Genomic DNA, 25720 nt, shown 5'->3' on the forward strand with positions numbered 1-25720 from the left:
TGGCGTCCCAGAGAGGATTTGAACCTCCGACCCCACGCTTAGGAGGCGTGTGCTCTATCCAACTGAGCTACTGAGACATGGCTGGTTTTATGACTAAGCCCGAAGAAACTCGAACTTGAATCCTATATGAAGTTTTTCCAAGGTGACCGTTGTAACGCAACCTTAGGAGGCGGTCGCTCTATCCTACTGAGCTACGGAGACGGAGTGACAGCAGAGCAAGGAACCAAGGAAGGTGCTTGTTCCGCTGTTTCAAAATGACAGCGGCAGGCAGATTTTTATATGCCTCCGCTTTATTTATATTATTATATTTGTAATCTTTTCTTATTGCAATCTTTCTTCGATCAAGGATGCCAGTTTTCTGGCTTCTTTATCCATCTTTTCGATATCGGTTCCTTCGATCATGACACGTACCAGTGGTTCTGTGCCGGAAGTGCGGATCAGCACCCGGCCATCCTGAGAGAATACTGCTTCCAATTCTTCGATGGCTTTTTTCACCACATCATCTTCCATATATTTGTTCTTTTTTGCGTTATTTACCCGGGCATTGACCAGCACCTGCGGCATGGTCTGCATGATAGAAGCCAGCTCGGATGCTTTTTTGCCGCTGCGTTTCAGCACGGAAAGCAGCTGGATCGCTGTCAGGATACCATCCCCTGTGGTGTTGTGATCCAAGAAGATGACATGACCGCTTTGTTCGCCGCCAATATTGTAGCCATCTGCCAGCATACGTTCCAATACATATCTGTCACCAACGGAGGTTTGCAGGATGTTGATGTTATGTTCTCTGCCCATCATGGTCAGCCCCAAGTTGGACATGACTGTGCCAACAATGGTATCCTTCGCCAGTGCATTTCTCCGCTTCATATCCAGACCGCAGATGGCCAGGATTTTATCCCCATCGATCAGTTCACCGTTTTCATCCACCGCCAGGCAACGGTCGGCATCACCATCAAAGGCAAAGCCGATATCTGCGCCGTTTTCCACTACCAGAGCTTTCAGATCTTCCATGTGGGTGGAGCCGCATTTATCGTTGATGTTTGTGCCATCGGGTTCATTGTGGATGATACAAAGGCTTGCGCCCAGATCCAGCATAGCGATGGGCGCTGCTTTATAGGATGCACCATTGGCACAATCCAGAGCCACCTTGATGCCGTCAAATTTTTCTGCTGTTGTCTTTGTCAGGAAAGCGATATAGTCGTCCAACGCTTCTTCTGCATAGCCTTTTGTACCAAGGCCCATACCGGTAGGGCTGGGGACAATTTCGGGGCGGCTCATGATGATATTTTCAATTTCATCCTCCAGTTCATCACTCAGTTTGTAGCCCTGGTTATTGAAGAATTTGATGCCGTTGTATTCCACAGGGTTATGGGATGCGGAGATCATGACCCCGGCATCCAGTCTGTATTTCCTTACCAGATAAGCCACAGCGGGAGTGGGGATGACTCCGGCTACCACTGCATGGGCGCCTACGGAGCAGATGCCTGCTACCAATGCGCTTTCTAGCATATCGCCGCTGATGCGGGTATCCATTGCCACTAAAATGCGAGGGGAGTGTTTCGTTTCTTTTGTCAGCACGTATGCGCCGGCTCTGCCCAAACGGAAGGCTAAATCGCCTGTCAATTCCGTATTGGCAACGCCTCGAACGCCATCTGTACCAAATAATCTTGCCATTTTATGTTCCTCCAAAATTAGTATTCATTTTCCGGCAGATCTGTGTCGCCGGTAACTGTGACATCAATATAAACAGGGCCTGCATTCAGTCCGTTCGGCAGATCCAGATGGATCAGTGTCCGGTGGGTGCCTTCGGTCAGCCCGCTGACATGAACGGTGCCGTCCAGATCTTCCGCATGGAGGGCATTCAGCGTGCTGCTGTCGCCGGAAACGGTGACATGGGCTGTACCGAGGGTATATGTTTTTCCGTCTTCCTCCCCGATGAGGGTGAGGTTGGATGCATCCAGTGTGAATTGCTTGCCGTGCTGGGCTTCGATGGTAACAACAACCTGCACGTTATTGGCACTGCCTTCCTTTAAAGAGATGCCTTCCGGCAGATAGTCTGTCAAAGAGAATACTCTCGTTGCGGAAGAGGTGCGGCCGGAAATATCGATGCTGCCCAGCTGCAGATAAAGCAGTTTTTCCAAATCTTCCGCAGAACCGGTCACTTCTGCATATTTCGGGGTACAGGTGATCTCACCTACCTGATATCCATTGCCGGGGGTACCGGTGATATCGATCTGGATGGGCACCTGTTTGATATCATGGAGAGCATAGGAAACGGTAATTTCCGGTATATTTGTGGAAACACCCTTTACCACATTGCCCTTTGCGTCGTAACAGATGAGTTTTGCCTGCACTTGAGAGGTTTCCTTCAGTGCTGCCGCATCGATCTCCGCCTTGACGATGACCACGCGGTTCACCAAAGAAGCGGGACCCGAAACAATGACAGTTTCATTGCTGAGAGTGGGCTCAGAAAGATAGGTGCCGGTTTCCAGTTCGCCGGTCATTTCTACTTTTACGGGCATTTCCCTGGAGGAAAGCGTTTCTACCTTTGCTTCCACCACTGCGGGGGATTTGCTGTTGATATCATAACTGCTGCCGCCTTGCACGGTGATATCTACCGCCAGCGCCACAGTATCCCCGTTGACAGCATAGGCCAACTCAGCCAGATCGACAGAAGCTGTGATCCAGTCCGGGTTTTGGCTCAGTCTGTCCAAAGTGGTCCGCTGGGCTTTTACTTTTACAGTGATTTTCGTATTTTTCAATTCTTCTGCATTGCCGATGGTCAGCCCCCGGGAGGTCAGCGCCTCCAGATTTTCCAGCATCAGGGGCCTGCTGTAGCTGCGGGTATCTACCGGCTGGGTAATATTGATGACCATGAACCACATGATGGCGGCAATGGCAACGGAAAGAAGCTTCCAGCCGATATCTTTCATCAGTAATTCCTGAAATCTTTTCATTCTTTATCCTGCCGTCCTTTCCAAATCGTAGCCAGTGTTTTTTTTCCGCTGTTCTTCTGAGATTGGGAAATCATACTGCGGAGCTGTTCCGGGGTCAGATTCCGGTACAGCACGCCGCCCCTTGCCAGGGAAATGGCCCCGGTTTCTTCGGAAACGACGATCACATAGGCATCGGAAACCTCGCTGGCGCCAATGGCGGCTCTGTGGCGGGTACCCAGTTCCATGCTGATTTCGTTGCTGTCGGTCAGGGGGAGGAAGCAGGTAGCAGCAGCCACACGGTTGCGGCGCACGATCACAGCGCCATCATGCAGCGGTGTATTATGTTCAAAAATATTGATGAGCAGCTGGCTGGAAACGATAGCATCGATGGGGATGCCGGTGCGTTCCAGATCCCCCAAAGGGACTTCCTGCTCGATCAGGATGAGGGCGCCTGTTTTGACAGAGCCCATCTTATCTGCGGCCTTAACAATTTCGTCAACGGTACGCTGAGTGGCTTTATCATCGGTTTCATCGGCGCTCCGGGTGAAATAGGAGAAGAATTTTCCTTTGCCCAACTGTTCCAGGGCCTTTCGCAGTTCCGGCTGGAATACGACGATGACGGCGATAATACCTACGGAAATGGTGTTGGAAAGGATCCAGAGAATGGTGTTCAGCTTCAGCAGGGTGGCCACCGCCGCCAGAGCGAAGATTACCAGAATCCCCTTAAACAGTACCCATGCGCGGGTTTCTTTGATCCAGAATATGATTTTATAAATGATATACGCAACGATGAGGATATCCAGAATATCGGTAATGCCAAGAGAAGGCCTTGCAAATTCTGTGATCCCCAGGTTGTCGAAAATGCTTTTAAAGACTTCCATTGTTCACACCCTGTCTGTTTTCAGAAAAAATAATCCTGTCTAAACTTTATTTTCATACCATACTATGCTATGATAGAAACATTCAGCATATTTTCAATATGGGCACAAAAACCCAGTTTCTATCATTATAACATAAACTGCGGCAAAATGTTATGAAAAGATGATAAAAATGTAAAGTTATTGAAAAGGAAAGCAACACAAAAATGTATGATGTCTGAAAAGATGGGATACAACATTTATCTTCAAAAAGATTGTTAAAAAAATATTAAAATCAAGCACAAAAAAGATTTTAATTCTGAAAACTTTTTGGACAGATTGTACTTAAAAAAATACAAATGTGTGACAAGGCGGAGGCGGAGTATACCTTGATATATGAAAAAATACCATCGATTTGATGAAAAAAAATTAATTTATTTTCTGATTTTTAGTTGTTTTTGTTTTCGTACAATCGCGAAAAGGAATTGACTTTGTGTATTTTTTGTGTTTTAATAACAATATAAGAGGTGATTTTCAATATTTTTTCTGAAATATATGAAAAATCTCCGAAGTTGTCTGACACTGGCGTGCTGTATGTATTCTATATTTATAAGGAGGAAGATGGAATGGAAAATTATAAATTTTCTAGCAGAATGGACCTGCTGAAAGGCTCTGAAATCAGAGAACTGATGGCTCTGACAGCAAAACCTGAAGTAATTTCTTTCGCTGGCGGGATGCCCGCTCCTGAATTGTTCCCTGTAGAAGGTGTAAAAGAAGCTTGTATCCAGGTTATGGATGAAGCCGGCAGAAGCGCTCTGCAGTACTGCCCTACAGAAGGCCTGGTACCCCTGCGTGAAAAGATCGTAAAAAGAATGGAAGACAAACTGCAGATCAAAACAGACATCGATCATGTTCTGCTGACAAGCGGTTCCCAGCAGGGGCTGGATTTCTCCGCTCGTGTATTCCTGAACCCCGGCGATGTTGTTCTGATGGAAAGCCCTTCCTACCTGGGTGCTGTAAACGCATTTAAAGCCTGCGAACCCACTTTCAAGGAAGTTCCTACAGATGATTTCGGTATGATTCCCGAAGAACTGGAAAAGATTCTGGCTACAACAGATAACGTGAAAATGATTTATGTTATCCCCGATTTCCAGAATCCCTCCGGTAAAACATGGACCATGGAAAGAAGAGTAAAATTCATGGAACTGGTAAATAAATATGAAATCCCCGTTATCGAAGATAACCCTTACGGCGAACTGCGTTTCGAAGGGGAATATTTGCCTTCCCTGAAATCCATGGATACAAAGGATCTGGTAATCTTCCTGGGCACTATGTCCAAGATTCTGGCACCTGGCCTGCGTATCGGCTGGGTTTGCGCAAACGAAAAGGTTCTGGCAAAATACAACTTTGTAAAACAGGGCGCTGACCTGCAGTGTTCTTCTTTGGACCAGCTGGTTGCAAACAAATTCTTGGATATGTATGATCTGGATGCACACGTTGCAAAGATCAGAGAAGTATACCATCAGAGAAGAGACCTGATGCTGAAAACAATGGAAGAATGTTTCCCCAAGAGCTGCAAATGGACACATCCCGAAGGCGGTCTGTTCACATGGGTGATTCTGCCCGAAGGCGTAAACGCAAAGGATATCGCTCCCAAATGTCTGGAACAGAATGTTGCATTCGTTCCCGGCGGCAGCTTCTTCCCCAACGGCGGTAAAGAAAACCACTTCCGTCTGAACTATTCCAACGCGACAGAAGATAGAATCGTGGAAGGGATCAAGAGAATGGGCGCAGTTCTGAAAGAAGCACTGGGTGAATAATTCTCGGCAAAAAATCAACTCAATTACATAAACAAACCCAAAGCCCTCTTAGTTTAGAGGGCTTTTCCTTTTTTCCTGCGAAACATTTTGACAGCCTATGCCGGCGGGAATATAATAAAAGTTAGTGTGAGCGGAAAAGAGGAACATGAAAATGAAATTGTCCATACAGATCGAATATAAATTGGAAGAAAAGGGCGCAGTCATCACTAAGGTGCTGGGAAGGGCGGCAGAGATACGCATCCCTGAAAGCATCGACGGTGTACCTGTCGTTGCCATTGGGGAAAAAGCCTTTGCCGTAAAGGAAGAGGCCCCTTTGGCAGAGCCTGCTGATGAATTGGCGGCAGAGTTTTCCTTTGTGGAAAAAGGAGAAGAGCCCGCGGCGGAGGGGCAGGCCTTGCGGCGGGTATTTTTGCCCGATGCCATCGAAACCATTGGGGACTATGCCTTTTCTGGCTGTTCCGCTTTGGAACGGATTCATCTGCCTGCAAGCCTGACGGCCATTTCCCAAAGGATGTTTGATGGATGCGGTTCGCTGGAACAGGTGACCTTGCCAGCGGGGCTGCTGTCCATCGGGGATTATGCCTTTTATGGCTGCGGCAGCCTGAAACGGCTGCGTTTGCCCGAGGAGGTGCAGCGCATTGGAAAATACGCTTTCTATAACTGCCGGAAAATGGAGGAGATCAATATTCCTTTGGCGACTACAGACCTGAATACGGGGCTGTTTTTGAATTGTGACAGCCTGACCTATCTTTCCTTCGGGCGATGCCGACATATTTCCGACCTGACTTCCGGGCTAAACCATGAACTGCACCTGACTATTGATTTTCCTATCGAGGGCGGCGAGACGAAGCGGGCCAAGCTGGTCATTCCCGATTTCCAATATGAATATATTGAGGATACCCCTGCCCGCTTGTTCCATCAAGTGAATTATGGTACAGGGCATATCTTCCGCCAGTGTATCGGCAATTCTGATATTGATTTCCGCAGATATGATGAGATTTTCTACCTGACCCGCAGGGAAGATGCGGCGGATACGGTGCTGCTTTTGGCCATGGCACGGCTGGAATATCCCTATCGTTTGCAGGAGAAACATCGGCAGGTATATTTGGAATATATCCGGGATCATTTTCTTTGGGCGGCGGAATATTTTATGAACCGAAAAGAAGGGGAGAAAATTAAGCTTTTTGCCGATTGGGGGCTGCTGACAGCGGAAAATCTGCCTGCTCTCATCGACCTTGCCCAGGGCAAGGGGCAGACGGCGGTGCTCAGCTTTCTAATGGATTATCAGCACAAAAATTTTGGCGGGGTAAAGAAAAAGAAAACATTCGAGCTTTAAATACCTTGGGGACGCTGTCCCCAATACCCCTGCAAGCCTTTGAAAAGGCTTGACCTAAACTTTATACGAAAATCAAATTTCTTTGAAATTTGATTTTCAAATGGGGGTCTGGGGTATCATACCCCAGCGGGGAAGTGGGGCGGTGCCCCACGGTCTTAGAAAAAAGGAGGTGAGTTGGCATGAACGAGACACATCAAAAATTGATACAGATTGGTACGAATATTCTGAGTGCATCGAGGAACGAGCTGTATCTTTCCATGCGTTTTCTGGATCTGGCATTGAGCGGCTTGAAATACGAAATGAATCTGTCCTCCCTGTATGTGGGCACCGATGGCGAAAAGATTTTGTTTAACCCCCGCTATCTGGTGCAAAGATATCTGAGCGACCGTGTATTGGTCAACCGTGCCTATCTGCATATGGTGCTCCATTGCTTGTTCCGCCATCCCTTCCACCTGAACGAACGGGATGAGGAGCTTTGGCACCTGGCCTGCGATATCGCCGTGGAATCCATCATCGATTCCCTGCCCAGCAAGGCGGTGCATCTGGTGGTTTCTGATCAGAGAAATGAAACCTATGATATGCTCCGACGGGAATTGAAGGTCCTTTCCGCCGAGGGCATCTATCGCGTTTTGAAAGAGAAAAACTTATCTATACAGGAATTCGGCAAATTGCAGCTGGAATATTGGGTGGATGACCATGTTTTCTGGGAGCACAAAAAAGAGGATGACCAGAATCAGGATAACCAAAATGATAACCAGAATGATGACCAGCAGCAGGAGGAAGAACAGAACGAAAAACAGCAGCAGTTGGAGGAAAAATGGACGGAGATCGGCGAAAAGACCGAGACCAATCTGGAGACCTTCTCCAAGGATATGGGGGAGGAAGCCGGCGAGCTGCTGCAATATTTGAAAGTGGAAAACAGAGAACGCTACGATTATCGGCAGTTCTTGCAGAAATTTGTCACATTAAAAGAGGATATGCGGATGGATGATGATGCCTTCGATTTTATTTTTTATACCTATGGGCTGAATCTCTACGGCAACCTGCCCCTGATCGAGGCTTTGGAATATAAAGAAGTGAAGAAGGTAGAGGAATTGGTCATTGCCATTGATACCTCCGAATCCTGCGAAGGGGAGACGGTGAAACGATTTTTGGAGGAGACCTATGCCATCCTTTCCAGCAGCGAAAGCTTTTTCCATAAGGTGAATATCCACATCATACAATGCGATGCGGCGGTGCAGCTGGATAAGAAGATCACCTCTGCCGAGGAATTGGCGGCTTTTATGGAAGATTTTGAGCTGCGGGGCAGCGGCGGAACAGATTTCCGTCCGGTGTTCCAATATGTGGATAGGCTGATTGAGGAAAAGGCCTTCCAGAACTTGAAGGGGCTCATTTATTTTACCGATGGGTATGGGATGTTCCCCAAACGCCGCCCGGCCTATGATGCGGCCTTTGTGTTCTATCACGAGGACTACACGGATGTGAATGTGCCGCCCTGGGCGATGAAACTGATTTTAGGAAAAGACGACTTAGAGATAAAAGACCGTGGGGTTCCACCCCACCACCCCGCTGGGGTATGATACCCCAGACCCCCATTTGAAAATCAAATTTCAAAGAAATTTGATTTTCGTATCAGGGTGCTAAAGGGAATGATTCCCCTTAGCAGGGTTTGGGACAGCGTCCCAAGAAAAAAGGAGTGTAATTATGGATATTAAGAGAGCGAAAAATGAGATAAAAAACTCCATTCAGGCATACCTGGCAAAGGACGAGTTCGGGGAATACCGCATCCCCGCCGTGCGCCAGCGTCCCATCCTGCTGATGGGCGCGCCGGGCATCGGTAAGACCGCCGTGATGGAGCAGGTGGCACGGGAATGCGGCGTTGCTTTGGTTTCCTATAGCATCACCCACCACACCAGACAATCCGCCATCGGTCTGCCCTTCATCAGCCATAAAAATTATGGCGGCAGGGAATACGCCGTAACAGAATACACCATGAGCGAAATCATCGCTTCTGTCTACGATAAAATGGAAGAAACCGGGCTGAAAGAGGGCATTTTGTTCATCGATGAAATCAACTGCGCCTCCGAAACACTGGCCCCTGCCATGCTGCAATTTTTGCAGTGCAAGACCTTTGGCGCCCATAAGGTGCCCGATGGCTGGCTGATCGCCGCAGCGGGCAACCCTCCCGAATATAACAAGAGCGTACGGGAATTCGACGTAGTAACCCTGGACCGTGTGAAAAAGATCGATGTTGAGCCCGATTTCAGCGTTTGGAAGGAATACGCCTATAAACAGGGCATCCACGGTGCCATCATTTCCTATCTGGAAATCAGAAAGAACCATTTTTATGCCATGGAAACCACTGTGGACGGCAAACGCTTTGTGACGGCCCGTGGCTGGGAGGATTTATCTACCATCCTGAAGGTCTATGAAGATATGAATCTGCCTGTGGATGAAGGGCTGGTGTATCAGTATTTACAGCATCGGAAAATCGCCAAGGATTTTGCCAACTACCTTGATTTGTACCGCAAATATCGCTCCGATTATCGTGTGGATGATATCCTGCGGGGCGAATATACGAAACAGGCTGTGGCGAAGCTGCAGGAAGCGCCCTTCGATGAACGCCTGAGCGTCATGGGGCTGCTGCTGAGCAAGCTGTCGGAAGGCTTCCAGAAGGCCTATGAAGCAGATCTGATGGTAACAGGGCTTCACGGCGCATTGCTGGAATTGAAGGAACGCTTCAACAGTCCTTACTGCAAAGAAACCCCTTGGGAAAATCTTTTTACAGGCTTGCTGGAAGAAAGGGAAGTAGCTTTTACAAGAGAACGGAAGGCTGGCCTGCTGGAAAAAACAGCGGAACGGGCCCGTATGCGGGAACTGGAACGGCTGCAGTTCTTCCTGGCGGAAGGGAAAAAGGCGGGCTGTCGGGAAAAAGAGGATGCCTTTGCCCTTGTGAAGGAATTATTCGCCGCAGAAGCGGAAAAGAGAGAAGAAACGATCGATACAGCCTCCGCAGCATTGGAGAATGCCTTTGCCTTCCTGGAAGAAACCTTCGGCACAGGGCAGGAAATGGTCATCTTTATCACAGAGCTGACCACCAATTTCTACAGTGTCAAATTCATCAGCGAAAATGGCTCGGAAAAGTATTATCGTTATAATGAAGAGCTGCTCTTTGATGAAAAGCAGAAAACCATTTTGCAGGATATCGAAAAGGCAAAGACGGAACTGAATCTGCTGTTTTAAAGGGGGAATCGGCATGTTTTACGAAATCACATTCAGCCCCACAGGGGGAACGAAAAAAGCCGCAGACTTTCTTTCCGCAGCATGGAACGAAAAAACGGAAATCGACCTTTGCAGACGGGAAGAAGATTTCTCTCAATATACCTTTAACGGAGAGGATATCTGCCTGATGGCAGTGCCTACTTTTGGCGGCCGTGTGCCGGCCATTGCTGCGGAGCGGCTGAGCCGGATGCAGGGCGGCGGCGCGAAAGCTATCCTTGTGGCGGTTTATGGTAATCGTGCCTATGAGGATACCCTGGCAGAGCTGGAGGATATCCTGAAAGCCTGTGGTTTCCTGCCTGTAGCGGGAGCGGCGGTGGTGGCGGAACATTCCATTATGCGAGAATTTGCGGCAGGGCGCCCTGACGCAGCCGATGAGGAACAGCTGAAAGGCTGGTCTCGGAAGCTGAAAGAAAAGGCAGAGCAGGGGGGACCCATCACCTTCCCCGGCAACAGACCCTATAAGAAATATGGCGCACTGCCCATGACCCCCAAGGCGGGGAAGGATTGCGGCGGCTGTGGCATCTGTGCGGCAAAATGCCCCGTGGGTGCCATTCCAAAGGATAATCCCAGGGAAACGGACGGGGAGAAATGTATCACCTGTATGGCCTGCGTGGCGGTTTGTCCCCAAAAGGCAAGGAGCGTAAACCCTGTGCTGCTGGCAGGGGCAAGGGCCATGCTGAAAAAGGCCTTGGAAGGCAGAAAAGAAAATGAATTGTTCCTATAAGCCTATAAGCGAAAAGAAGACCCATCAAAGGGTCTTTTTTCGTTCATAGGGGATGGAGATATCTGTCAGCCCCAGCAGATAATCGGTGCTGGTATTGTGGAATTGCGCCAACCGAATCAAAATTTGTGTGGGGATATCCACCTCTCCCCGTTCATAGTTGCTGTAAATGCGCTGGCTGCAATGGAGGATTTCTGCCATCTGGGTTTGTGTCATATCTTTATCTTCTCGTAAGTCTCTTATCCTGCGGTACATAATATCACCTCAAAATAAGAATAGTGTAGCGGAAAACTCGCTATTGCATTCTAGCGAAAATTTCGCTAAAATATGAAAGGACAGGTATTGCATTTTATATAGACACCCGTGAAATACAATCTTCCCTCTGTCCAATAAAAAGGCACTGGAAAATCCAGTGCCTTTCGTTTATTTCTCCATTTTCTTTTCCCATTCGATCCGATTCAGCAGATAGAACACATCCAGCTTCCCCTTATACAGGGGCTTCCAAGGCTTATTCCGCCCGCAATAATGGATGATGGCGGTATTGCGGCAGACCCAATCTGTCCCCATGCCCTTTAGCAGAGCTAGTGCAAACATTCGCTCCGTCATGTTATAGACATAGGCATCGATGGGGCAGATCTTATCATGATACAGCCCGCTGATGACATCCTGATCCGGCAGGATCAAGAGCTTTTCATGGGCGGCAATGTAATCCACCACTTCCTGTATCTCCTGCTCCCTTCGCAGTGCTTCCAGGTTCAGCAGCATTACCCCTGAATTGATATAGATGCCCTCCATATCCAGTCGCTTCTGGTTCAGCTTTTCCAAAAGGGTTTCTTCTTTCACATGGCTGGCTGCAGCAAAAAAAGCATCGCCCATATCCATTTCGTACAGCCCAGTCAAATCCCCTGTGACCACCAGGTCAGGGTCTAAGTACAGCACCCGTTCCATTTCTTTCGGCAGATATTGTGCCGCAAAGATGCGGTAATACATTTCCACCGGATAGCGGTCTGTGGTGGGTGCATCTTTCAAAATTTCCCCGTCAAAGGCCCTGCGGGTGATGCGGCTTGTTCTGTTGTCCAGAGCCTTCCCCATCAGGGCGATATCCCCTTCCTGCAAATTGCCCACTGCGAAAATATCCAAAAATGTGTCAGCATGGTTTTTCTGCAGGGAATAGAGCATCAATGCAGCCTGCTGGGCGTAGCCGCTGTCGCAGGTGACAAGGATATTCATTTTTTTCAATGTTTCTTCACCTTCTTAGAACAGATTTGCCACATCTTCCGTTGTGGCAGCGATGAAGTCAGCACCATATTTTTCAAATTCCCCTCTGTCGCCGTAGCCAAATTCCACAGCGATGCAGGGAATGCCAATGGCATGGGCCCCCTCAATATCAAACCTTCTGTCCCCGACCATAATGACATCTTCTTTTTCTGCCCGCATGGTGGAAAGCACATGGTCGATGACTTTGGCCTTTGTGTCTCTGCCAATTTCACGGTGATCCCCGCCGATGACTTCAAAATAATCGGAAATGCCAAAATGTTTTAAAATACGTACTGCCATTTCTTCCTTTTTGGAAGTGGCAACGGCCATACGTTTCCCCTTTGCCTTTAGATTTTCCAGCATTTCTTCGATGCCGGGAAAGACCTTGTTTTCAAACAGCCCGATGGTGGTGTAGTATTCTCTGTAGACTACCATTGCCTTTTCTGCTGTTTCTTTGTCCATGGCGAAATCCTCTGTAAAGGTTTTCATCAGAGGCGGGCCAACGATGAATTTCAGATCAGCCGTTTCCCAAACAGGCATGTTCATTTTTTTCTGCATATATTGGCAGGCATTGATCACACCTTCTGCGGAATCGGTCAATGTGCCATCCAGATCGAATAAGATGATGTTCTGTTTCAGTTTTTCCATGGTGATTCTCCTTACAATGATATCAGTCATAAAAGCTGGCTGTTTCGCAAAAAATATCTGCAAGCCGCCATTTTTCGTTCATTGATAACGCTTTTACTGCATTCGCAGGGCTGTGCCCTGCTCATGGGGCAGGTTGTCTCATGCCCGCAAAAATGTCTGCAAGCTGTCATTTTTGCGTTCATTGACAACGCTTTTATAGCATTGTACACGAAATCACCGGGAACTGCAAATTTTTATCCCATCTCTCCTTCCTTTGCCAGAAACACACTCACCTCTTCAAAAAAATACCCCAATAACGCCCAGAGGGGCGCATAATCTAAGCGGATGAACCCCATGACGGAAAAAGGCCCATCCCCGTAATCCCAGGGGCAGGCGCCGGTCACGGCCTGCAGCAGCCAGCCGGTAATGAATTCCACGAAAAAAATGGAGAAAACATACATGCCTAGCCTCTGCCACAGGGGACAATATTTCCGCAGGGCGAGGAACAGCGGCTGTGCCAATGCCGCCAGCCCGTAAATCGGGAACATCCACAAATATGTTTTTGCCGTCAGTGCGCCGTCCCCCGCCAAAAGGGAATGAAGCCCCGTCCAAAGGATTTCTGCGCACCAGCCCAGCACACCAAAAATCATAAATCTTTTTGCCATGATTTTAATATGGCAAAAGAACTTTGATTTATTTATGGTATTTATTCCATTTTTGTTTCTGTGAAACCGGTTCCGTGTTAGCGTGATAGGGTTCCGAGGGAGTTTGCGGGTGAAATCCTCAAGAGAGCAGAACGCTGGCAAGGATCTCCGCCAAGGGTTCCATGGCATTCCACACTTCTTCCTTTGTGTTGGTCTGGGCGCCCACCTCGATGAGGGTGGAGCGGGGGAGCATGTGCAGACTGAAGCGGTAGGCGTTGACATAGATTTTTCGGGAAAAACCGGGATATCTCTGGTCTGCGGCAGTTTTCATCTGCAGGCTGAAAGCCAGATTTTCTTTCAGATAAGGATTTTCCAAGCCGCTGATGGATTGGGGCGTACCGTCTTTGTTCAGGCGGCAAAGGCCGTTGAAAAACATCACCTGGGCGCAGGGTTTTCCGTCGATTTCTGTCACTAGGCGCGTGCCTTCAGCCACGCCGTCCCGATGCAGGTCGATGCAGACCTCAATGGAAGGATATTTTTTCAGGATTTCCCGGATGGCGGGTTCCATCCGTTCGTAAGCCCCGGTGATCTGCCCCTTCCCGTTTACTACATCGTATTGCCCGTCATCATGGATGACGCCAATGCCGTATTCCTCTTCTAAAATAGTTTTCAATTTTTCTCCTGCGCCCCAGATGCCTTCCTGCAGCCCCTTGGACATATCGCTGTCAGCGAAGCCTTCGTGGGAATGGGTGTGGAAAATGAGGATTTTAGGTTCTTTATTGGTCTTTTCTATAGTCAGGTCCAGGCCTAATGCCTGTTCCGGGTCAATATCCTCCGGGAGGAGGGGGGTGCGGGAATCGACGATATAATAATTGCTTTTGAGATAAGAAAAGTCCTGCATCTTTGCCAGCTGTTCCGCTGTGATGTTCAGCGGGCGGCCGCCGGCGCTGATGGCCGGTGTTTTGGAAAATGTAATATCCTCTTTGCCAAGAACATTGGCAGAAAGGACTTCTTTTTCTTCCTGCTGCAGAAAAGAAAAGGATAACTTGTCCGAAGGGACTTGCCCCGGCAAGACCTCTGCCATGGCAAACTGACCGCCGCCCATACGAAAGAAAAGGGGCATTGCCAGCAGAAAAAGCACCAGACCCACCAGATTCAGGGCTCCTTTGTTCTTTTTTTGCACCGCAGCCGCCTCCCTTCCTTTTTTCATCCTATGAAGGAGGAGGGGCATTCAGAACGATAAAAGACGGCGTAATTCTGAAGCCGGAGCTATGGTTCGATTGATTTTCGTGCCCCAGCCGTCTATAATAACGGTCAAAGAGGAATGATTTTGAAACAGGAGGCGAAAAAGAATGACGGAGGTAGTAGCAGCCCTCATTTGGGATGGAGACAGATTTATGGCCTGTCAGAGACCTGCCCATAAGGCTAGGGGGCTTTTATGGGAATTTGTGGGCGGAAAGGTGGAACCGGGGGAAACGAAGGCAGAAGCCCTTGTGCGGGAATGCCGGGAAGAATTGGGCGTGACCATCGCCGTGGGGGAGGTATTCATGGAGGTGGAACATGTGTATCCCGATCTGACGGTGCATCTGACACTGTTCCACGCCCGTATTGTGGAAGGGGTGCCCCAGAAATTGGAGCATAATGATATTCAATGGATTACCACGAAGGAAATTGACAAGTTTGCCTTCTGTCCAGCAGATGAAGAGATTTTAAAGAAATTAAAACAGCAAGGTGGCTCTGCCCCTTTGACCCCCGGCAGGGAATTGGTCAAGCATCTTCCCTGCGGGAAGACGGCTTCGCCGTCGCCTTAATCTTGGCGGTGCTCATCCCCTTAGAACCCGATAGCCATCAAACTGCGTTTGATGGGAAAATTAAAGAAAGGCTCTCTCTACATAAGAGAAAGCCTTTCTTTTTTTATACTCTGCAAAAGCGGATGCTTTTGCGTATGAGGGTCTGGGGCATCATGCCCCAGCGGGGTGGTGGGGCGGCGCCCCACGGTCTTATAATGTTTCAAAAAATGCTTTGTTGTTGGCGATGGCGGCGGTGGTGACCTCCTTGGCGGGGCCGCCAACTACCTTTCTCGCCTGGGCACATTCGTTTACATTGATGGCTGCATATACGCTTTCATTGAATACGGGGGAAATCGCCTTGTATTCCTCCAGAGAAAGGTCGTCCAGATTGGTGTTATGTTCAATGCAATACAGCACCAGCTTGCCGATGATGGCATGAGCATCCCGGAAGGGCACGCCCTGTTTTACCAGCCAGTCCGCCGCATCGGTGGCGTTGGTGAAGCCGCCCTTGGCAGCGTTCAGCATAGCGTCTTTTTTCACAGTCATGGTGGCGATCATATTGGTGAATACGGGCAGGCACATTTTTACGGTATCGATGGCGTCGAAGAGACCTTCCTTATCCTCCTGCATATCTTTGTTGTAGGCCAGAGGCAGCCCCTTCATGGTGGTCAGAAGCCCCATCAGGTGGCCATAGACACGGCCAGTCTTCCCGCGGATCAGCTCTGCCATATCGGGGTTCTTTTTCTGGGGCATGATGCTGGAGCCGGTGGAGTAGGCGTCGCTCAGTTCCACGAAATGGAATTCATGGCTGCTCCAAAGGATGATTTCTTCGCAGAAACGGCTCAGGTGCATCATCAGGATGGAAAGAGTGGAGGCCAGTTCGATGCAGAAATCCCGGTCGGAAACGCCGTCCATGCTGTTCATGGTGATATCGGCGAAGCCCAGCTCTGCCGCTACGGAATAGCGGTCCAGAGGGTAAGTGGTGGTTGCCAGGGCGCCGCTGCCCAATGGCATCACATCGGTGCGTTTATAGGTATCGCAAAGGCGGTCATAGTCCCGTTTGAACATTTCCACATAGGCCAGCAGATGGTGAGCCAGTGTGACAGGCTGTGCCCGCTGCAGGTGGGTATAGCCGGGCAGGATAGTTTCGGTATGGTCTGCGGCGAAATCGTTCAGGGTCACCATTAGGGTTTTCACTAAAGATTTGATTTCTGTGATTTCTTTTTTGGTATACATACGGATATCCAGCGCCACCTGGTCGTTGCGGCTGCGGCCGGTATGCAGGCGCTTGCCCACATCGCCGATGCGGCTGATGAGGATAGTTTCCACGTTCATGTGGATATCTTCGGCTTTTTCATCGAAGGTCACCTTGCCGGCTTCGATATCTGCCAGGATTTCTTTTAAAGTTTTGATGATCAGCTCCGCATCGGCAGCGGGGATGATGCCCTGTCTGCCCAGCATAGCGGCGTGGGCCATGCTGCCTGTGATATCTTCCTGATACATACGGCTGTCGAAGGAGATGGAGGAATGGAAGTGGTCGGTGAAGCTATCTGTGGACTGGGTGAAACGTCCGCCCCAAAGTTTTGCCATGTTTTTTCAATCCTTTCTTTTTTTGCGAGGACGCTGTCCTCGCGCTCCTGCAAGGAGGCACCGCCCCCTTGACCCAGGTACTGCGAGCAGAAATACTTCTGCTCGTGGGTTGGCTATAATGAGAAATACTCCCATCACAGTATGACAGGAGTATTTTTTTGTCTTATGTATGATATCGATTCCCTCTTTGCAAAAACGGAGTTTTTGCGATTCGGGTTCCAAGGGGATGATCCCCTTGGCGGGTTTCAGGGCAGAGCCCTGAGAAGGTTTTACTTGTTGTTTTCCATCATCATTGCACGAACCTTCATGGACAGGCCAAACAGGTTGATGAAACCGTCTGCATCCTTATGGTTGTACAGTTCACCTGTGGTGAAGGAAGCGATGGATTCATTGTACAGGCTGTAAGGAGATGTGGAGCCTGCAGGGATGATATTGCCTTTATACAGTTTCAGTTTTACAGTACCTGTTACTGTTTCGTTTACTTTATCGAAGTATGCGCTCAGTGCTTCCCGCAGAGGTGTGTACCATTCGCCGCTGTAAACCAGTTCTGTGAATTTATTGCTTGCCACTTCGTTGAAGGCCTGTGTTTTCTTATCGGAGCACAGGTATTCCAGTTCACGGTGAGCATAGTACATGATGGTGCCGCCGGGGGTTTCATATACACCACGGGATTTCATACCAACCACACGGTTTTCGCAGATATCAGCGATACCAATGCCGTTTCTGCCGCCGATTTCATTCAGCTTTGTCAGTAGTGCAACGGGGCCCAGTTTTTCGCCGTTGACAGCAACGGGAATGCCCTTTTCAAAATCCAGTGTCACATATTCGGGTTTATCGGGCGCCTTTTCGGGTGTTACGCTCATCTGCAGGATGTGGTCGTAATTGGGTTCATTTGCAGGGTCTTCCAGTTCCAGCCCTTCATGGCTCAGGTGCCACAGGTTTCTGTCGCGGCTGTAGGAATTGTCATGGCCTGCTTCAAAGGGAATGCCATGGTCTGCCAAATACTGAATTTCATCTTCACGGCTCTGCATTTTCCATGTATCCAGTCTCCAAGGAGCGATGATCTTCATTTCAGGTGCCAGTGCTTTGATGGTCAGTTCAAAACGAACTTGGTCGTTGCCTTTGCCGGTTGCGCCGTGGCAGATAGCTGTTGCGCCTTCTTTTTTGGCGATCTCTACCAGTCTTTTTGCGATGATGGGGCGGGCCATGGAAGTACCGATCAGATATTTGCCTTCATAAACAGCATTTGCCTTCACGCAGGGGTAAACAGCATCTGTGATGAATTCTTCTGTCAGGTCTTCAATATACAGCTTGCTTGCGCCTGTTTTCAGTGCTTTTTCTTCCAGACCTTCTGTTTCTTTGCCCTGGCCAACATCGCCGCATACGCAGATAACTTCACAGTCGTAGTTTTCTTTCAGCCAAGGGATGATTGCGGATGTATCCAGACCGCCGGAATATGCCAATACGATTTTTTCTTTTGCCATGATGATTTCCTCCTTCAAAAAATACATAAGCCGTTTGATGGGCGTTTGTTCAAAATGAATTTTATAAATGGATTATACATAGCAGAGCAGAAAAATGCAATAGAAAATTATAAAAATACATGATTTTGTGTATAATCTTGAAAAAAGTGGAAAAGAATCGGCGGTTTTTTGGCATATTTCTCTGCATGATGCAAAAAATAATGAATAAATATTCATTTCCAAGTGAATAAGCGAATAGAACTACAGTATCATGTATACATGAATGGGAAAACGCTTTTTCCCTTTGCGAATCTGTAGTTTTGTGATATGATGAAAATGGTATATTTTTCGGATATATCCTTTCATTTTTGAAAACAGCAAAAATAGCATACAAAAGAAACTTGGAAACGAAAACCGAAACCGAGGAGGAATTGATAGATGAAAATTTTGACATATAAGCATGGCGGAGAAACTGCAGTAGGCGTTTTGAAAAACGATGGCTCTGAAGTAGTGCCTGTGAATTATCTGGGCTGCTCTGCGCTGGATATGAATGGGTTTTTAGAGGTGCAGGATGAAAAAAAACTGGAAAAACTGGATAAGAATAAAGAATTGATGAAGGGCATCCCTTTGGAGGAGGTGGAGATCCTTTCTCCTATTCCCCATCCCAAGCAGGATGTGGTCTGCCTTGGTATCAATTATTACGCCCATGCGGAGGAAGCTGCCCGTTTCCATGATGAGGCTTTCGGCGGCGAACGCCCCGTGCCGATTTATTTTGCAAAGAGAGTCAACCGTGCCTTGGCCGATGGAGAACCCATTGACGGGCATCTGGATATCGTAGACAGCTTGGATTATGAAGTGGAGCTGGCGGTTATTATTGGTAAGGATGCGAAAAATGTAAAGCCCGAAGAAGTATTTGATTATGTATTCGGTTATACCATTTTAAATGATATGAGTGCCAGAAATCTGCAGACTGCCCATAAGCAGTGGTATTTCGGCAAGAGCCTGGATGAGTTCACACCCATTGGCCCTTGGATCGTGACAAAGGATGAATTTACAAATCCCCCCGCATTGCCCATCCGTTCCTATGTCAACGGTGAGCTGCGGCAGGACAGCAATACAGAGTTGATGATCAACGGCATTGAAAGAGTTATTTGCGAACTTTCTCAGGGCATGACCCTGCAGGCAGGCACCATCATCGCCATGGGGACGCCCGCCGGCGTTGGCATGGGCTTCCAGCCGCCCAAGTTCCTGAAAAAGGGTGACGTGGTGAAATGCGAGATTGAAGGCATCGGCACCATGACAAATGAGATAAAATAATTAAGACCGTGGGGCGCCGCCCCACCTCCCCGTTGGGGTATAATACCCCAGACCCCTATTTGCAGAAACATGTACATGGTTCTGCGGTATCGGGTTCCAAGGGGTGCCCCCCTTGGTAGGAGTTTGAGGTACGCACTGCCGAACAGATGCGGCGGTTACTCCGAAGGAGTAAGGTTTGCGAAGCAAATCCTGCTTGAATAGGAAACCCTCAAGAAAAAAGGAGCATATAGTATGAATAAAATAAAAGTAATGAGTGTGTTCGGCACCCGCCCGGAGGCCATCAAAATGGCCCCTCTGGTGAAGGAGCTGGAAAAAACACCGGAAATCGAAAGCATCGTCTGCGTCACAGCACAGCATAGGGAAATGCTGGATCAGGTTTTGGAAATTTTTGATCTGCACCCCCAGTATGACCTGAATATCATGCAGAGCCGTCAGACATTGGCAGGCATCACTACCCGCGCCCTGACCGGGCTGGAGGAAGTCATGGGCAAGGAAAAACCCGATATCGTTCTGGTACACGGCGATACCTCCACCACCTTTGCCGGCGCATTGGCGGCCTATTATAATCAGGTAAAGGTAGGCCATGTAGAGGCGGGCCTGCGTACCTACGATAAATATCAGCCTTTCCCCGAAGAAATGAACCGCAGACTGACCGGGGCTTTGACTGATCTGCATTTTGCCCCTACCCTCTTGGCGAAGGAGCATCTTTTGAAGGAAAATATCGGGGAGGACGGCATCTTCATCACAGGCAATACGGTCATTGATGCTCTGGCTCATACCATCGAAGAGGACTATACCTTTACAGTAGAAGAATTGAATCATATCGATTTCAAAAATAAACGTGTCATTGCCATGACTGCCCACAGAAGGGAAAACCTGGGGGAACCCCTGCGGAATATCTGCCATGCCGTAAAGCGTTTGGTGGAGGAATACCCCGATGTGGAAGTGGTTTATGCGGTGCATAAAAACCCTGCGGTAGTAGAGCCTGTCCATGAAATTTTGGGCGGCAATGACCGCATCCACCTGACAGACCCTCTGGATTTGAAGGATATGCACAACCTGATGTGCCGTTCCTTCTTTGTCATGACGGACAGCGGCGGCCTGCAGGAGGAAGTGCCTTCCATGGGCAAGCCCGTGCTGGTGCTCAGAAATGTGACAGAACGCCCCGAAGGGGTGGAAGCGGGCACGCTGAAGCTGGCAGGCACAGAGGAAGATGTGATTTACCGCATGGCCAAGGAACTGCTGGATGATAAAGAAGAATATGAAAAAATGGCACAGGCGAAAAATCCCTTCGGCGATGGGCAGGCCAGCCGCCGGATCGTGGAAAGTATCCTGTATGCTTTTGGTAAAAAAGAAGACAGACCTGATGAATATGTACTTCACAGAGATCAAGAAAATGAACCCAAGGAGGGAAAATCGATGAAAGAAGAAAGAATGGCCATTCTGAATATGCTGGAAAAAGGCATCATCACTGTAGATGAAGCAGAACGTCTGCTGACAGCCCTGCATCATGGCATGGGAACGGAAAAAGACGGGATCACAAAGGTGGTTGGCGGCATGCTGGGCAAGGCTGGCGCCGCCCTGAATACTGTGGCGGAAAAGGTAAAAGAAAACCCCGCAGTGAAAAATGCCGCAGATAAGGTGGCAGATAAAGCCGATGACCTGCAGCCCCGGGTAAGCTCCGCGGCTTTCCGTATGAAAGAAAAGCTGGCAGATAAAGCCGATGACCTGCAGCCTGCCGTACGCTCCGCAGCTTTCCGTATGGCGGAAAAAGCCAGCGAACTGAAGGAAGATATGGCCACCTACCGTGAAAAACTGAAAGAAAGAAAGAACCGGGACGAAGCGGAAGAGTGGGATGATATCGACCTGGAAGAAATGGATGCAGAGGAAGCAGCAGCTGTTGCGGCAGAAGCGGCAGCAGAAGAACTGGTTTCCGAAGAAGGCGTTTCCAAAGAAGCTGACGCAGCGGAACAGATTCCCGCAGAGGAGGAAAATGAGCCCATCTCTCCTGAAATGAACAAATACTTGAATAAAGTGGAAGATGTTCTGGATGAAATGGATAACCGCATGGAAGAACTGAACGATATGGAAAGCTTCCTGGTGTCTGCCTTCGGCGAATTCAACCCTGAAGATTGGGAAGATGACGAAGAGGAAGAGAACGCAGAAGAAAAGAAAGAAGAAAACTAAACCAAAGCAATCAAGCCGCAGGCCAAAGCCTGCGGCAATTTTTTTGCCTTTTATCGGGAGTTATACAGCCGTCGGATGAGGTTCCATGTGGCAGGGCCCACATTTCCCGTGGCGGGGAAGCCATTCTGCGCCTGCAAAGCTGCTACCACGTCCCGGGTAGGTTCATCGAACACCCCTGTCACCTCGATGGGAGGAATGACCCCTGTATAATCGGCAATGCCCCTAAGATAGGTCTGCAGATTCCGTACATCCTGATTTTCCATCCCCAAGGAAAGAAAATAGCCGGGATAGATGCCGGCGTTGTTTTCCTCGATGCCCGGGGGGAGCATATCCAGAATCATCCGATAGGCCTGCTGGATGCGCAGCCATGTCTGCTGCCCTACGATGCCGTCGGCAGGCAGCCCTGCCAAGGTCTGGAAGGCCTTTACAGCGGCGGTGGTAGATGGGCCGAAGATGCCATCCTGCTGGATATCGGGTACGGCATCGGTAAAATAGGCAATGACATCCAGACAATACTGCAAAGAGCGGACATCGATACCTGTGTCTCCTTCCTTTAGAACGGCGGGGAAGGGACGGGTCACTTCTTCCAGAGTCAGCCCTTCGGAGGTCAGCTCATTGAGGCGTTTTACTCCGTTATAGATATATTTCAATTGATACCATGTGGCTTTGCCCACAATGCCATCGGGGGTCAGGTTGAAGATGCGCTGAAATTCCCGCACGGCGTTTTCTGTGGCTACATCAAAGACCCCATTGGGGTTTTCGATTTTCGGGATAGCAGGGTAATTATCCGCGATGCGGTTCAGTTCAAGCTGTATGGTCTTTACTTCATTTCTGGCATCCCCCAGCCGCAGGGGCACCCCGGGGTAGGAGGCCACATTGGCAGAGATAGGGGCGTTTTCTATAATGCCGATATTGGGCCCGTAAAATTCCTGCAAAATCTGATAGGGAGTCAAGCCCTGTTCCGCCAGGGCTACGGTGCCCCATTGGGAAAGCCCGGCGCAGACGGTGGTAGTGCCGTTGCAGTAGGCGGTGAAGAAGGGGTCTACCCGCCCCTGCTGCACCACATAGTTGTTGAAGATTTCATCTACGATCTGGCTGATGTTTTCATAAATATCCCTGCCCTTGATAAATTTCTGGTCGTACTGGGTGGTATTGGTAATATCAAAATCGTAGCCCTGGCTGCGGTAAAATTCATTATACACCCGGTTCAGGGCATAGGTGATCTGGGCGTAGATGTTTGCCCGGATGGCCGCTTCCGGCCAGGTGGGGTAAATCTCGCTGGAGGCCACATTTTTGATATAGTCAGGGAAGGGAACGGTGATATTTTCCGCCGGCTGGTCGGGAAGACCCAGATGGACGGTGATGGTTTCCGGTATGGTCGGTACTTGCTGTAAAGCCATGGCGCTGCTCCTTTCTGGTTGATGGAATGGAACCTTATAAATTGGGTTCCGTGTCTGTGATGGTTTCTGTCTCGTTTGCGATATTCCCGTTCAGGTCGGGGGCAAGGTTCACAGGCTGTATGGTGGTGATGCCGTCAAAAATGGGAATATCATGGACGATGACCGTCACATGCCCCGGGGCGGTGATAACTGCATCGTAGGTGGCGAAAACATCCCTTCCCCCAGGGGTCTGGGAAAGGCTTCGGCTGGGGGCGGGCAGGGAAAATTCCTCTGTCTTGCCGCTTTCATCGGTGGTGGTAGTGATGGAAAGGGAATGCCCGTCGGTCAGGTTTTTGGTGATGACCACCGTTGCCCCTGCAACAGGGAACGCCCCCTGCCCGCTGGTCACCTGAAACAAAAGGGTGCCGAAATTGGGGTTTTGGGTCAGGAAATCCCGCAGAGGGTCAGCAGAGATCATTTCTCTGGTCTCAAGGGTTTGTTCTCGTTTTTTTTGAAAATAAGGATACATGGGTAAACTCCTTTAAAATAGATGCTCTTTCTATTCTATGCAGAGTGCAAATCCTCTTTTTCTTTTTTCTCAGATATGCTATGATGGGGGCAGAAAAAACGAACCAGAAGGAGGTCTGTTCCATGAAAATATCTTTATTGCAACTGAAAACCATGGCAACGCCGGAAGAAAATATCGGGAAGATCAAGGCTATGCTGCAAAAGGCAAAGAAGGAGGGGGCGGATCTGGCTGTCCTGCCGGAAATGTGCTGCTGCCCCTATGAAAACAGCGCCTTTGTGAAATATGCCATGCCAGCCGATGCTCCTTTTTTGAAAGAACTGGCGGAAACAGCAAAGGAGCTGGGCATTTATTTGGTGGCAGGCTCTGTTCCTCTGGCATCCGGGGGGAAAATTTACAATGCCTCCTTCGTATATGATGCCGAGGGGAAATGTATTGCCAAGCACAGAAAAACCCACCTGTTCGATATCAACGTCCCCGGCGGGCAGTATTTCATGGAATCGGATACCTTTACCGCAGGGAAGGATGTGACCACTTTCCAAACTCCTTGGGGGAAGTTCGGGCTTATCATCTGCTATGATATCCGTTTTCCGGAGCTTTCCCGTCTGCTGGCTTTGGAAGGAGTACAGGCCATCATCGTGCCCGCCGCCTTCAACATGACCACTGGCCCTGCCCATTGGGAAATCTCCTTCCGAATGCGGGCCTTGGATCAGCAGGTTTTCATGGTAGGCTGCGCCCCTGCAAGGGATATGAATTCCTCTTACCACGCTTGGGGACATTCCATCGTTACCGACCCTTGGGGCAGTGTGGTGGAACAACTGGATGAAACAGAAGGTATCCTGACAGTGGAATTGGATTTTGAGAAAGTGGAGAAAGTAAGAGAACAGCTTCCTTTGCTGAAGCATCGCCGTATAGACCTGTACGATGTTGTGACAAAAGGTTTATAACTGTTGAAATAAAGGAGGGATTCCTTTGAAAAAAGAAACCATTTATTTGGCTGGGGGCTGTTTTTGGGGCACCGAGCATTATATGAAAACCATTGAGGGCGTCCTTTCCACCCGTGTGGGCTATGCCTTCGGGAAAAAAGAGGGCTGGAACCCGGAACTGCCGGAAACTGTTACCTATGAAGAGGTCTGCAGCCACAGCGGTCATGCGGAAACGGTGGAAGTGGTATTCGATGCCGACGTTATTCCCCTGCAAGAGGTATTAAAAGAATACGCCTATACCATTGATCCTACCTCTTTGGGCAGACAGGGGGCGGATTTCGGTATCCAGTACCGTACAGGTATCTATTCCCTGACAGAGGAACAGCGTCAGATTGCCGCTGCTTTCCTTGGGGAATTGCAGAAGGAATATGATGCGCCCATTATGGTGGAAAACCTGCCTTTGCTGCAGTTTATCCCCGCTGAGGAATATCATCAGGATTATCTGGAGAAAAACCCCGGCGGCTACTGCCATATCAATTTTGCCAAGATCGCCAAGCGGAAACAGCAGGTGGTAGACCCCAAGCGATATGCCAAAAAATCTGCGGTAGAACTGAAAGAAATCCTGACCCCCATGCAGTACGCCGTGACCCAACAGAATGCCACAGAGCCCCCCTTTGAAAATGAATACTGGAATACCAAGGGGGAGGGCATTTATGTGGATATCACCACCGGGGAGCCCCTGTTTTCCTCTTGGGATAAATTCCCTTCTGCCTGCGGCTGGCCTGCCTTTGCCAAGCCGATAGACCCTAATACCATCACGGAATACGATGACCTTTCCTTCGATATGATCCGAACAGAGGTACGCAGTCGTGTGGGCAATGCCCACCTGGGGCATGTTTTTGCGGATGGCCCTGCCCAGTTGGGAGGCTTGCGCTATTGTATCAACAGTGCATCCCTTCGTTTTATCCCCAAAGAGGAGATGGAACAGGAAGGATATGGGGAATTTCTGCGCTTTCTCTGAGAAAAGAGGTTGTCTTTTTGCCCCAAAACGGCTACAATAGGGAT

Annotated in this window: 22 protein-coding genes and 1 tRNA gene; 10 read left to right on the top strand and 13 right to left on the bottom strand. The window is 49.1% G+C overall.

Annotated elements, in window-relative coordinates; translation table 11 throughout:
• The 4 genes from ACI39P_RS06520 to cdaA form a co-directional block, all read right to left on the bottom strand.
• Positions 1-77, bottom strand: a tRNA-Arg gene (locus ACI39P_RS06520).
• 244 nt (positions 78-321) lie between these two features.
• Complete coding sequence (glmM, locus tag ACI39P_RS06525; protein WP_439719864.1) at positions 322-1671, bottom strand: phosphoglucosamine mutase; 1350 nt, start codon at positions 1669-1671, stop codon at positions 322-324.
• Between the two features lie 17 nt (positions 1672-1688).
• Positions 1689-2954, bottom strand: coding sequence for a CdaR family protein (locus tag ACI39P_RS06530; protein WP_439719865.1), 1266 nt, complete (start codon positions 2952-2954; stop codon positions 1689-1691).
• Complete coding sequence (cdaA, locus tag ACI39P_RS06535; RefSeq protein ID WP_439719866.1) at positions 2951-3814, bottom strand: diadenylate cyclase CdaA; 864 nt, start codon at positions 3812-3814, stop codon at positions 2951-2953. The genes ACI39P_RS06530 and cdaA overlap by 4 nt, the downstream gene beginning before the upstream one ends.
• A gap of 602 nt (positions 3815-4416) precedes the next feature.
• On the opposite strand from cdaA, the gene ACI39P_RS06540 reads away from it, so the two are divergent.
• The 5 genes from ACI39P_RS06540 to ACI39P_RS06560 all read left to right on the top strand — a co-directional run bounded on the left by ACI39P_RS06540 (position 4417) and on the right by ACI39P_RS06560 (position 10952).
• Entirely contained in the window at positions 4417-5610 is a 1194-nt protein-coding gene (locus ACI39P_RS06540) for an aminotransferase class I/II-fold pyridoxal phosphate-dependent enzyme (RefSeq protein ID WP_439719867.1), read from the top strand.
• 145 nt (positions 5611-5755) lie between these two features.
• Positions 5756-6946 carry a leucine-rich repeat protein gene (locus ACI39P_RS06545; protein ID WP_439719868.1) on the top strand — a complete coding sequence of 397 codons (1191 nt, stop codon included), beginning with the start codon at positions 5756-5758 and terminating at the stop codon, positions 6944-6946.
• 179 nt (positions 6947-7125) lie between these two features.
• Positions 7126-8526: a vWA domain-containing protein gene (locus tag ACI39P_RS06550; protein WP_439719869.1), complete on the top strand. Its 1401-nt coding sequence runs from the start codon at positions 7126-7128 to the stop codon at positions 8524-8526.
• Between the two features lie 124 nt (positions 8527-8650).
• Positions 8651-10189, top strand: coding sequence for an AAA family ATPase (locus tag ACI39P_RS06555; protein ID WP_439719870.1), 1539 nt, complete (start codon positions 8651-8653; stop codon positions 10187-10189).
• A gap of 13 nt (positions 10190-10202) precedes the next feature.
• A complete protein-coding gene (locus ACI39P_RS06560) occupies positions 10203-10952 on the top strand; it encodes a 4Fe-4S binding protein (RefSeq protein WP_439719871.1) in 750 nt (249 codons plus the stop codon).
• Between the two features lie 24 nt (positions 10953-10976).
• Here ACI39P_RS06560 and ACI39P_RS06565 read toward each other — a convergent pair whose 3' ends face one another.
• From ACI39P_RS06565 to ACI39P_RS06585, 5 genes are all read right to left on the bottom strand, one after another.
• The gene (locus ACI39P_RS06565) at positions 10977-11204 is read right to left on the bottom strand and encodes a helix-turn-helix domain-containing protein (protein ID WP_439719872.1); all 228 of its coding nucleotides are present in this window, start codon (positions 11202-11204) and stop codon (positions 10977-10979) included.
• A 168-nt stretch (positions 11205-11372) separates the two neighbouring features.
• Positions 11373-12179: a glycosyltransferase gene (locus ACI39P_RS06570; RefSeq protein ID WP_439719915.1), complete on the bottom strand. Its 807-nt coding sequence runs from the start codon at positions 12177-12179 to the stop codon at positions 11373-11375.
• A 24-nt stretch (positions 12180-12203) separates the two neighbouring features.
• On the bottom strand, positions 12204-12854 hold the full coding sequence (locus ACI39P_RS06575; protein WP_439719873.1) for an HAD-IA family hydrolase: 651 nt from the start codon (positions 12852-12854) through the stop codon (positions 12204-12206).
• A gap of 233 nt (positions 12855-13087) precedes the next feature.
• Entirely contained in the window at positions 13088-13498 is a 411-nt protein-coding gene (locus ACI39P_RS06580; RefSeq protein ID WP_439719874.1) for a putative ABC transporter permease, read from the bottom strand.
• A gap of 118 nt (positions 13499-13616) precedes the next feature.
• Positions 13617-14660 (bottom strand): stage II sporulation protein P, encoded by a 1044-nt coding sequence (locus ACI39P_RS06585; RefSeq protein WP_439719875.1) that lies wholly within the window; start codon positions 14658-14660, stop codon positions 13617-13619.
• Positions 14661-14829: 169 nt separating this feature from the next.
• On the opposite strand from ACI39P_RS06585, the gene ACI39P_RS06590 reads away from it, so the two are divergent.
• The gene (locus tag ACI39P_RS06590) at positions 14830-15288 is read left to right on the top strand and encodes an NUDIX domain-containing protein (RefSeq protein ID WP_439719876.1); all 459 of its coding nucleotides are present in this window, start codon (positions 14830-14832) and stop codon (positions 15286-15288) included.
• Positions 15289-15477: 189 nt separating this feature from the next.
• On the opposite strand, the gene argH is transcribed toward ACI39P_RS06590, so the two are convergent.
• Both argH and ACI39P_RS06600 read right to left on the bottom strand, forming a co-directional pair.
• The gene (argH, locus tag ACI39P_RS06595; protein ID WP_439719877.1) at positions 15478-16857 is read right to left on the bottom strand and encodes an argininosuccinate lyase; all 1380 of its coding nucleotides are present in this window, start codon (positions 16855-16857) and stop codon (positions 15478-15480) included.
• Between the two features lie 269 nt (positions 16858-17126).
• On the bottom strand, positions 17127-18341 hold the full coding sequence (locus ACI39P_RS06600; RefSeq protein ID WP_439719878.1) for an argininosuccinate synthase: 1215 nt from the start codon (positions 18339-18341) through the stop codon (positions 17127-17129).
• 417 nt (positions 18342-18758) lie between these two features.
• Between ACI39P_RS06600 and ACI39P_RS06605 the strand changes: the two genes are divergently transcribed.
• Both ACI39P_RS06605 and wecB read left to right on the top strand, forming a co-directional pair.
• Positions 18759-19637, top strand: coding sequence for a fumarylacetoacetate hydrolase family protein (locus tag ACI39P_RS06605; protein WP_439719879.1), 879 nt, complete (start codon positions 18759-18761; stop codon positions 19635-19637).
• A gap of 231 nt (positions 19638-19868) precedes the next feature.
• Positions 19869-21824: a non-hydrolyzing UDP-N-acetylglucosamine 2-epimerase gene (wecB, locus tag ACI39P_RS06610; protein WP_439719880.1), complete on the top strand. Its 1956-nt coding sequence runs from the start codon at positions 19869-19871 to the stop codon at positions 21822-21824.
• Positions 21825-21874: 50 nt separating this feature from the next.
• Here wecB and ACI39P_RS06615 read toward each other — a convergent pair whose 3' ends face one another.
• Together ACI39P_RS06615 and ACI39P_RS06620 are read right to left on the bottom strand one after the other, a co-directional pair.
• Positions 21875-23224 carry a peptidoglycan-binding protein gene (locus ACI39P_RS06615; RefSeq protein ID WP_439719881.1) on the bottom strand — a complete coding sequence of 450 codons (1350 nt, stop codon included), beginning with the start codon at positions 23222-23224 and terminating at the stop codon, positions 21875-21877.
• A 34-nt stretch (positions 23225-23258) separates the two neighbouring features.
• Entirely contained in the window at positions 23259-23732 is a 474-nt protein-coding gene (locus ACI39P_RS06620; protein ID WP_439719882.1) for a hypothetical protein, read from the bottom strand.
• 122 nt (positions 23733-23854) lie between these two features.
• On the opposite strand from ACI39P_RS06620, the gene ACI39P_RS06625 reads away from it, so the two are divergent.
• Together ACI39P_RS06625 and msrB are read left to right on the top strand one after the other, a co-directional pair.
• A complete protein-coding gene (locus tag ACI39P_RS06625) occupies positions 23855-24676 on the top strand; it encodes a nitrilase-related carbon-nitrogen hydrolase (RefSeq protein WP_439719883.1) in 822 nt (273 codons plus the stop codon).
• A 25-nt stretch (positions 24677-24701) separates the two neighbouring features.
• Positions 24702-25676, top strand: a complete 975-nt coding sequence (gene msrB, locus ACI39P_RS06630) for a peptide-methionine (R)-S-oxide reductase MsrB (protein ID WP_439719884.1) — start codon at positions 24702-24704, stop codon at positions 25674-25676.
• The last annotated feature ends 44 nt before the right edge of the window (positions 25677-25720 follow it).

The organism is Anaerotignum sp. (assembly GCF_051877975.1).
GTDB lineage: Bacteria > Bacillota > Clostridia > Lachnospirales > Anaerotignaceae > Anaerotignum_A.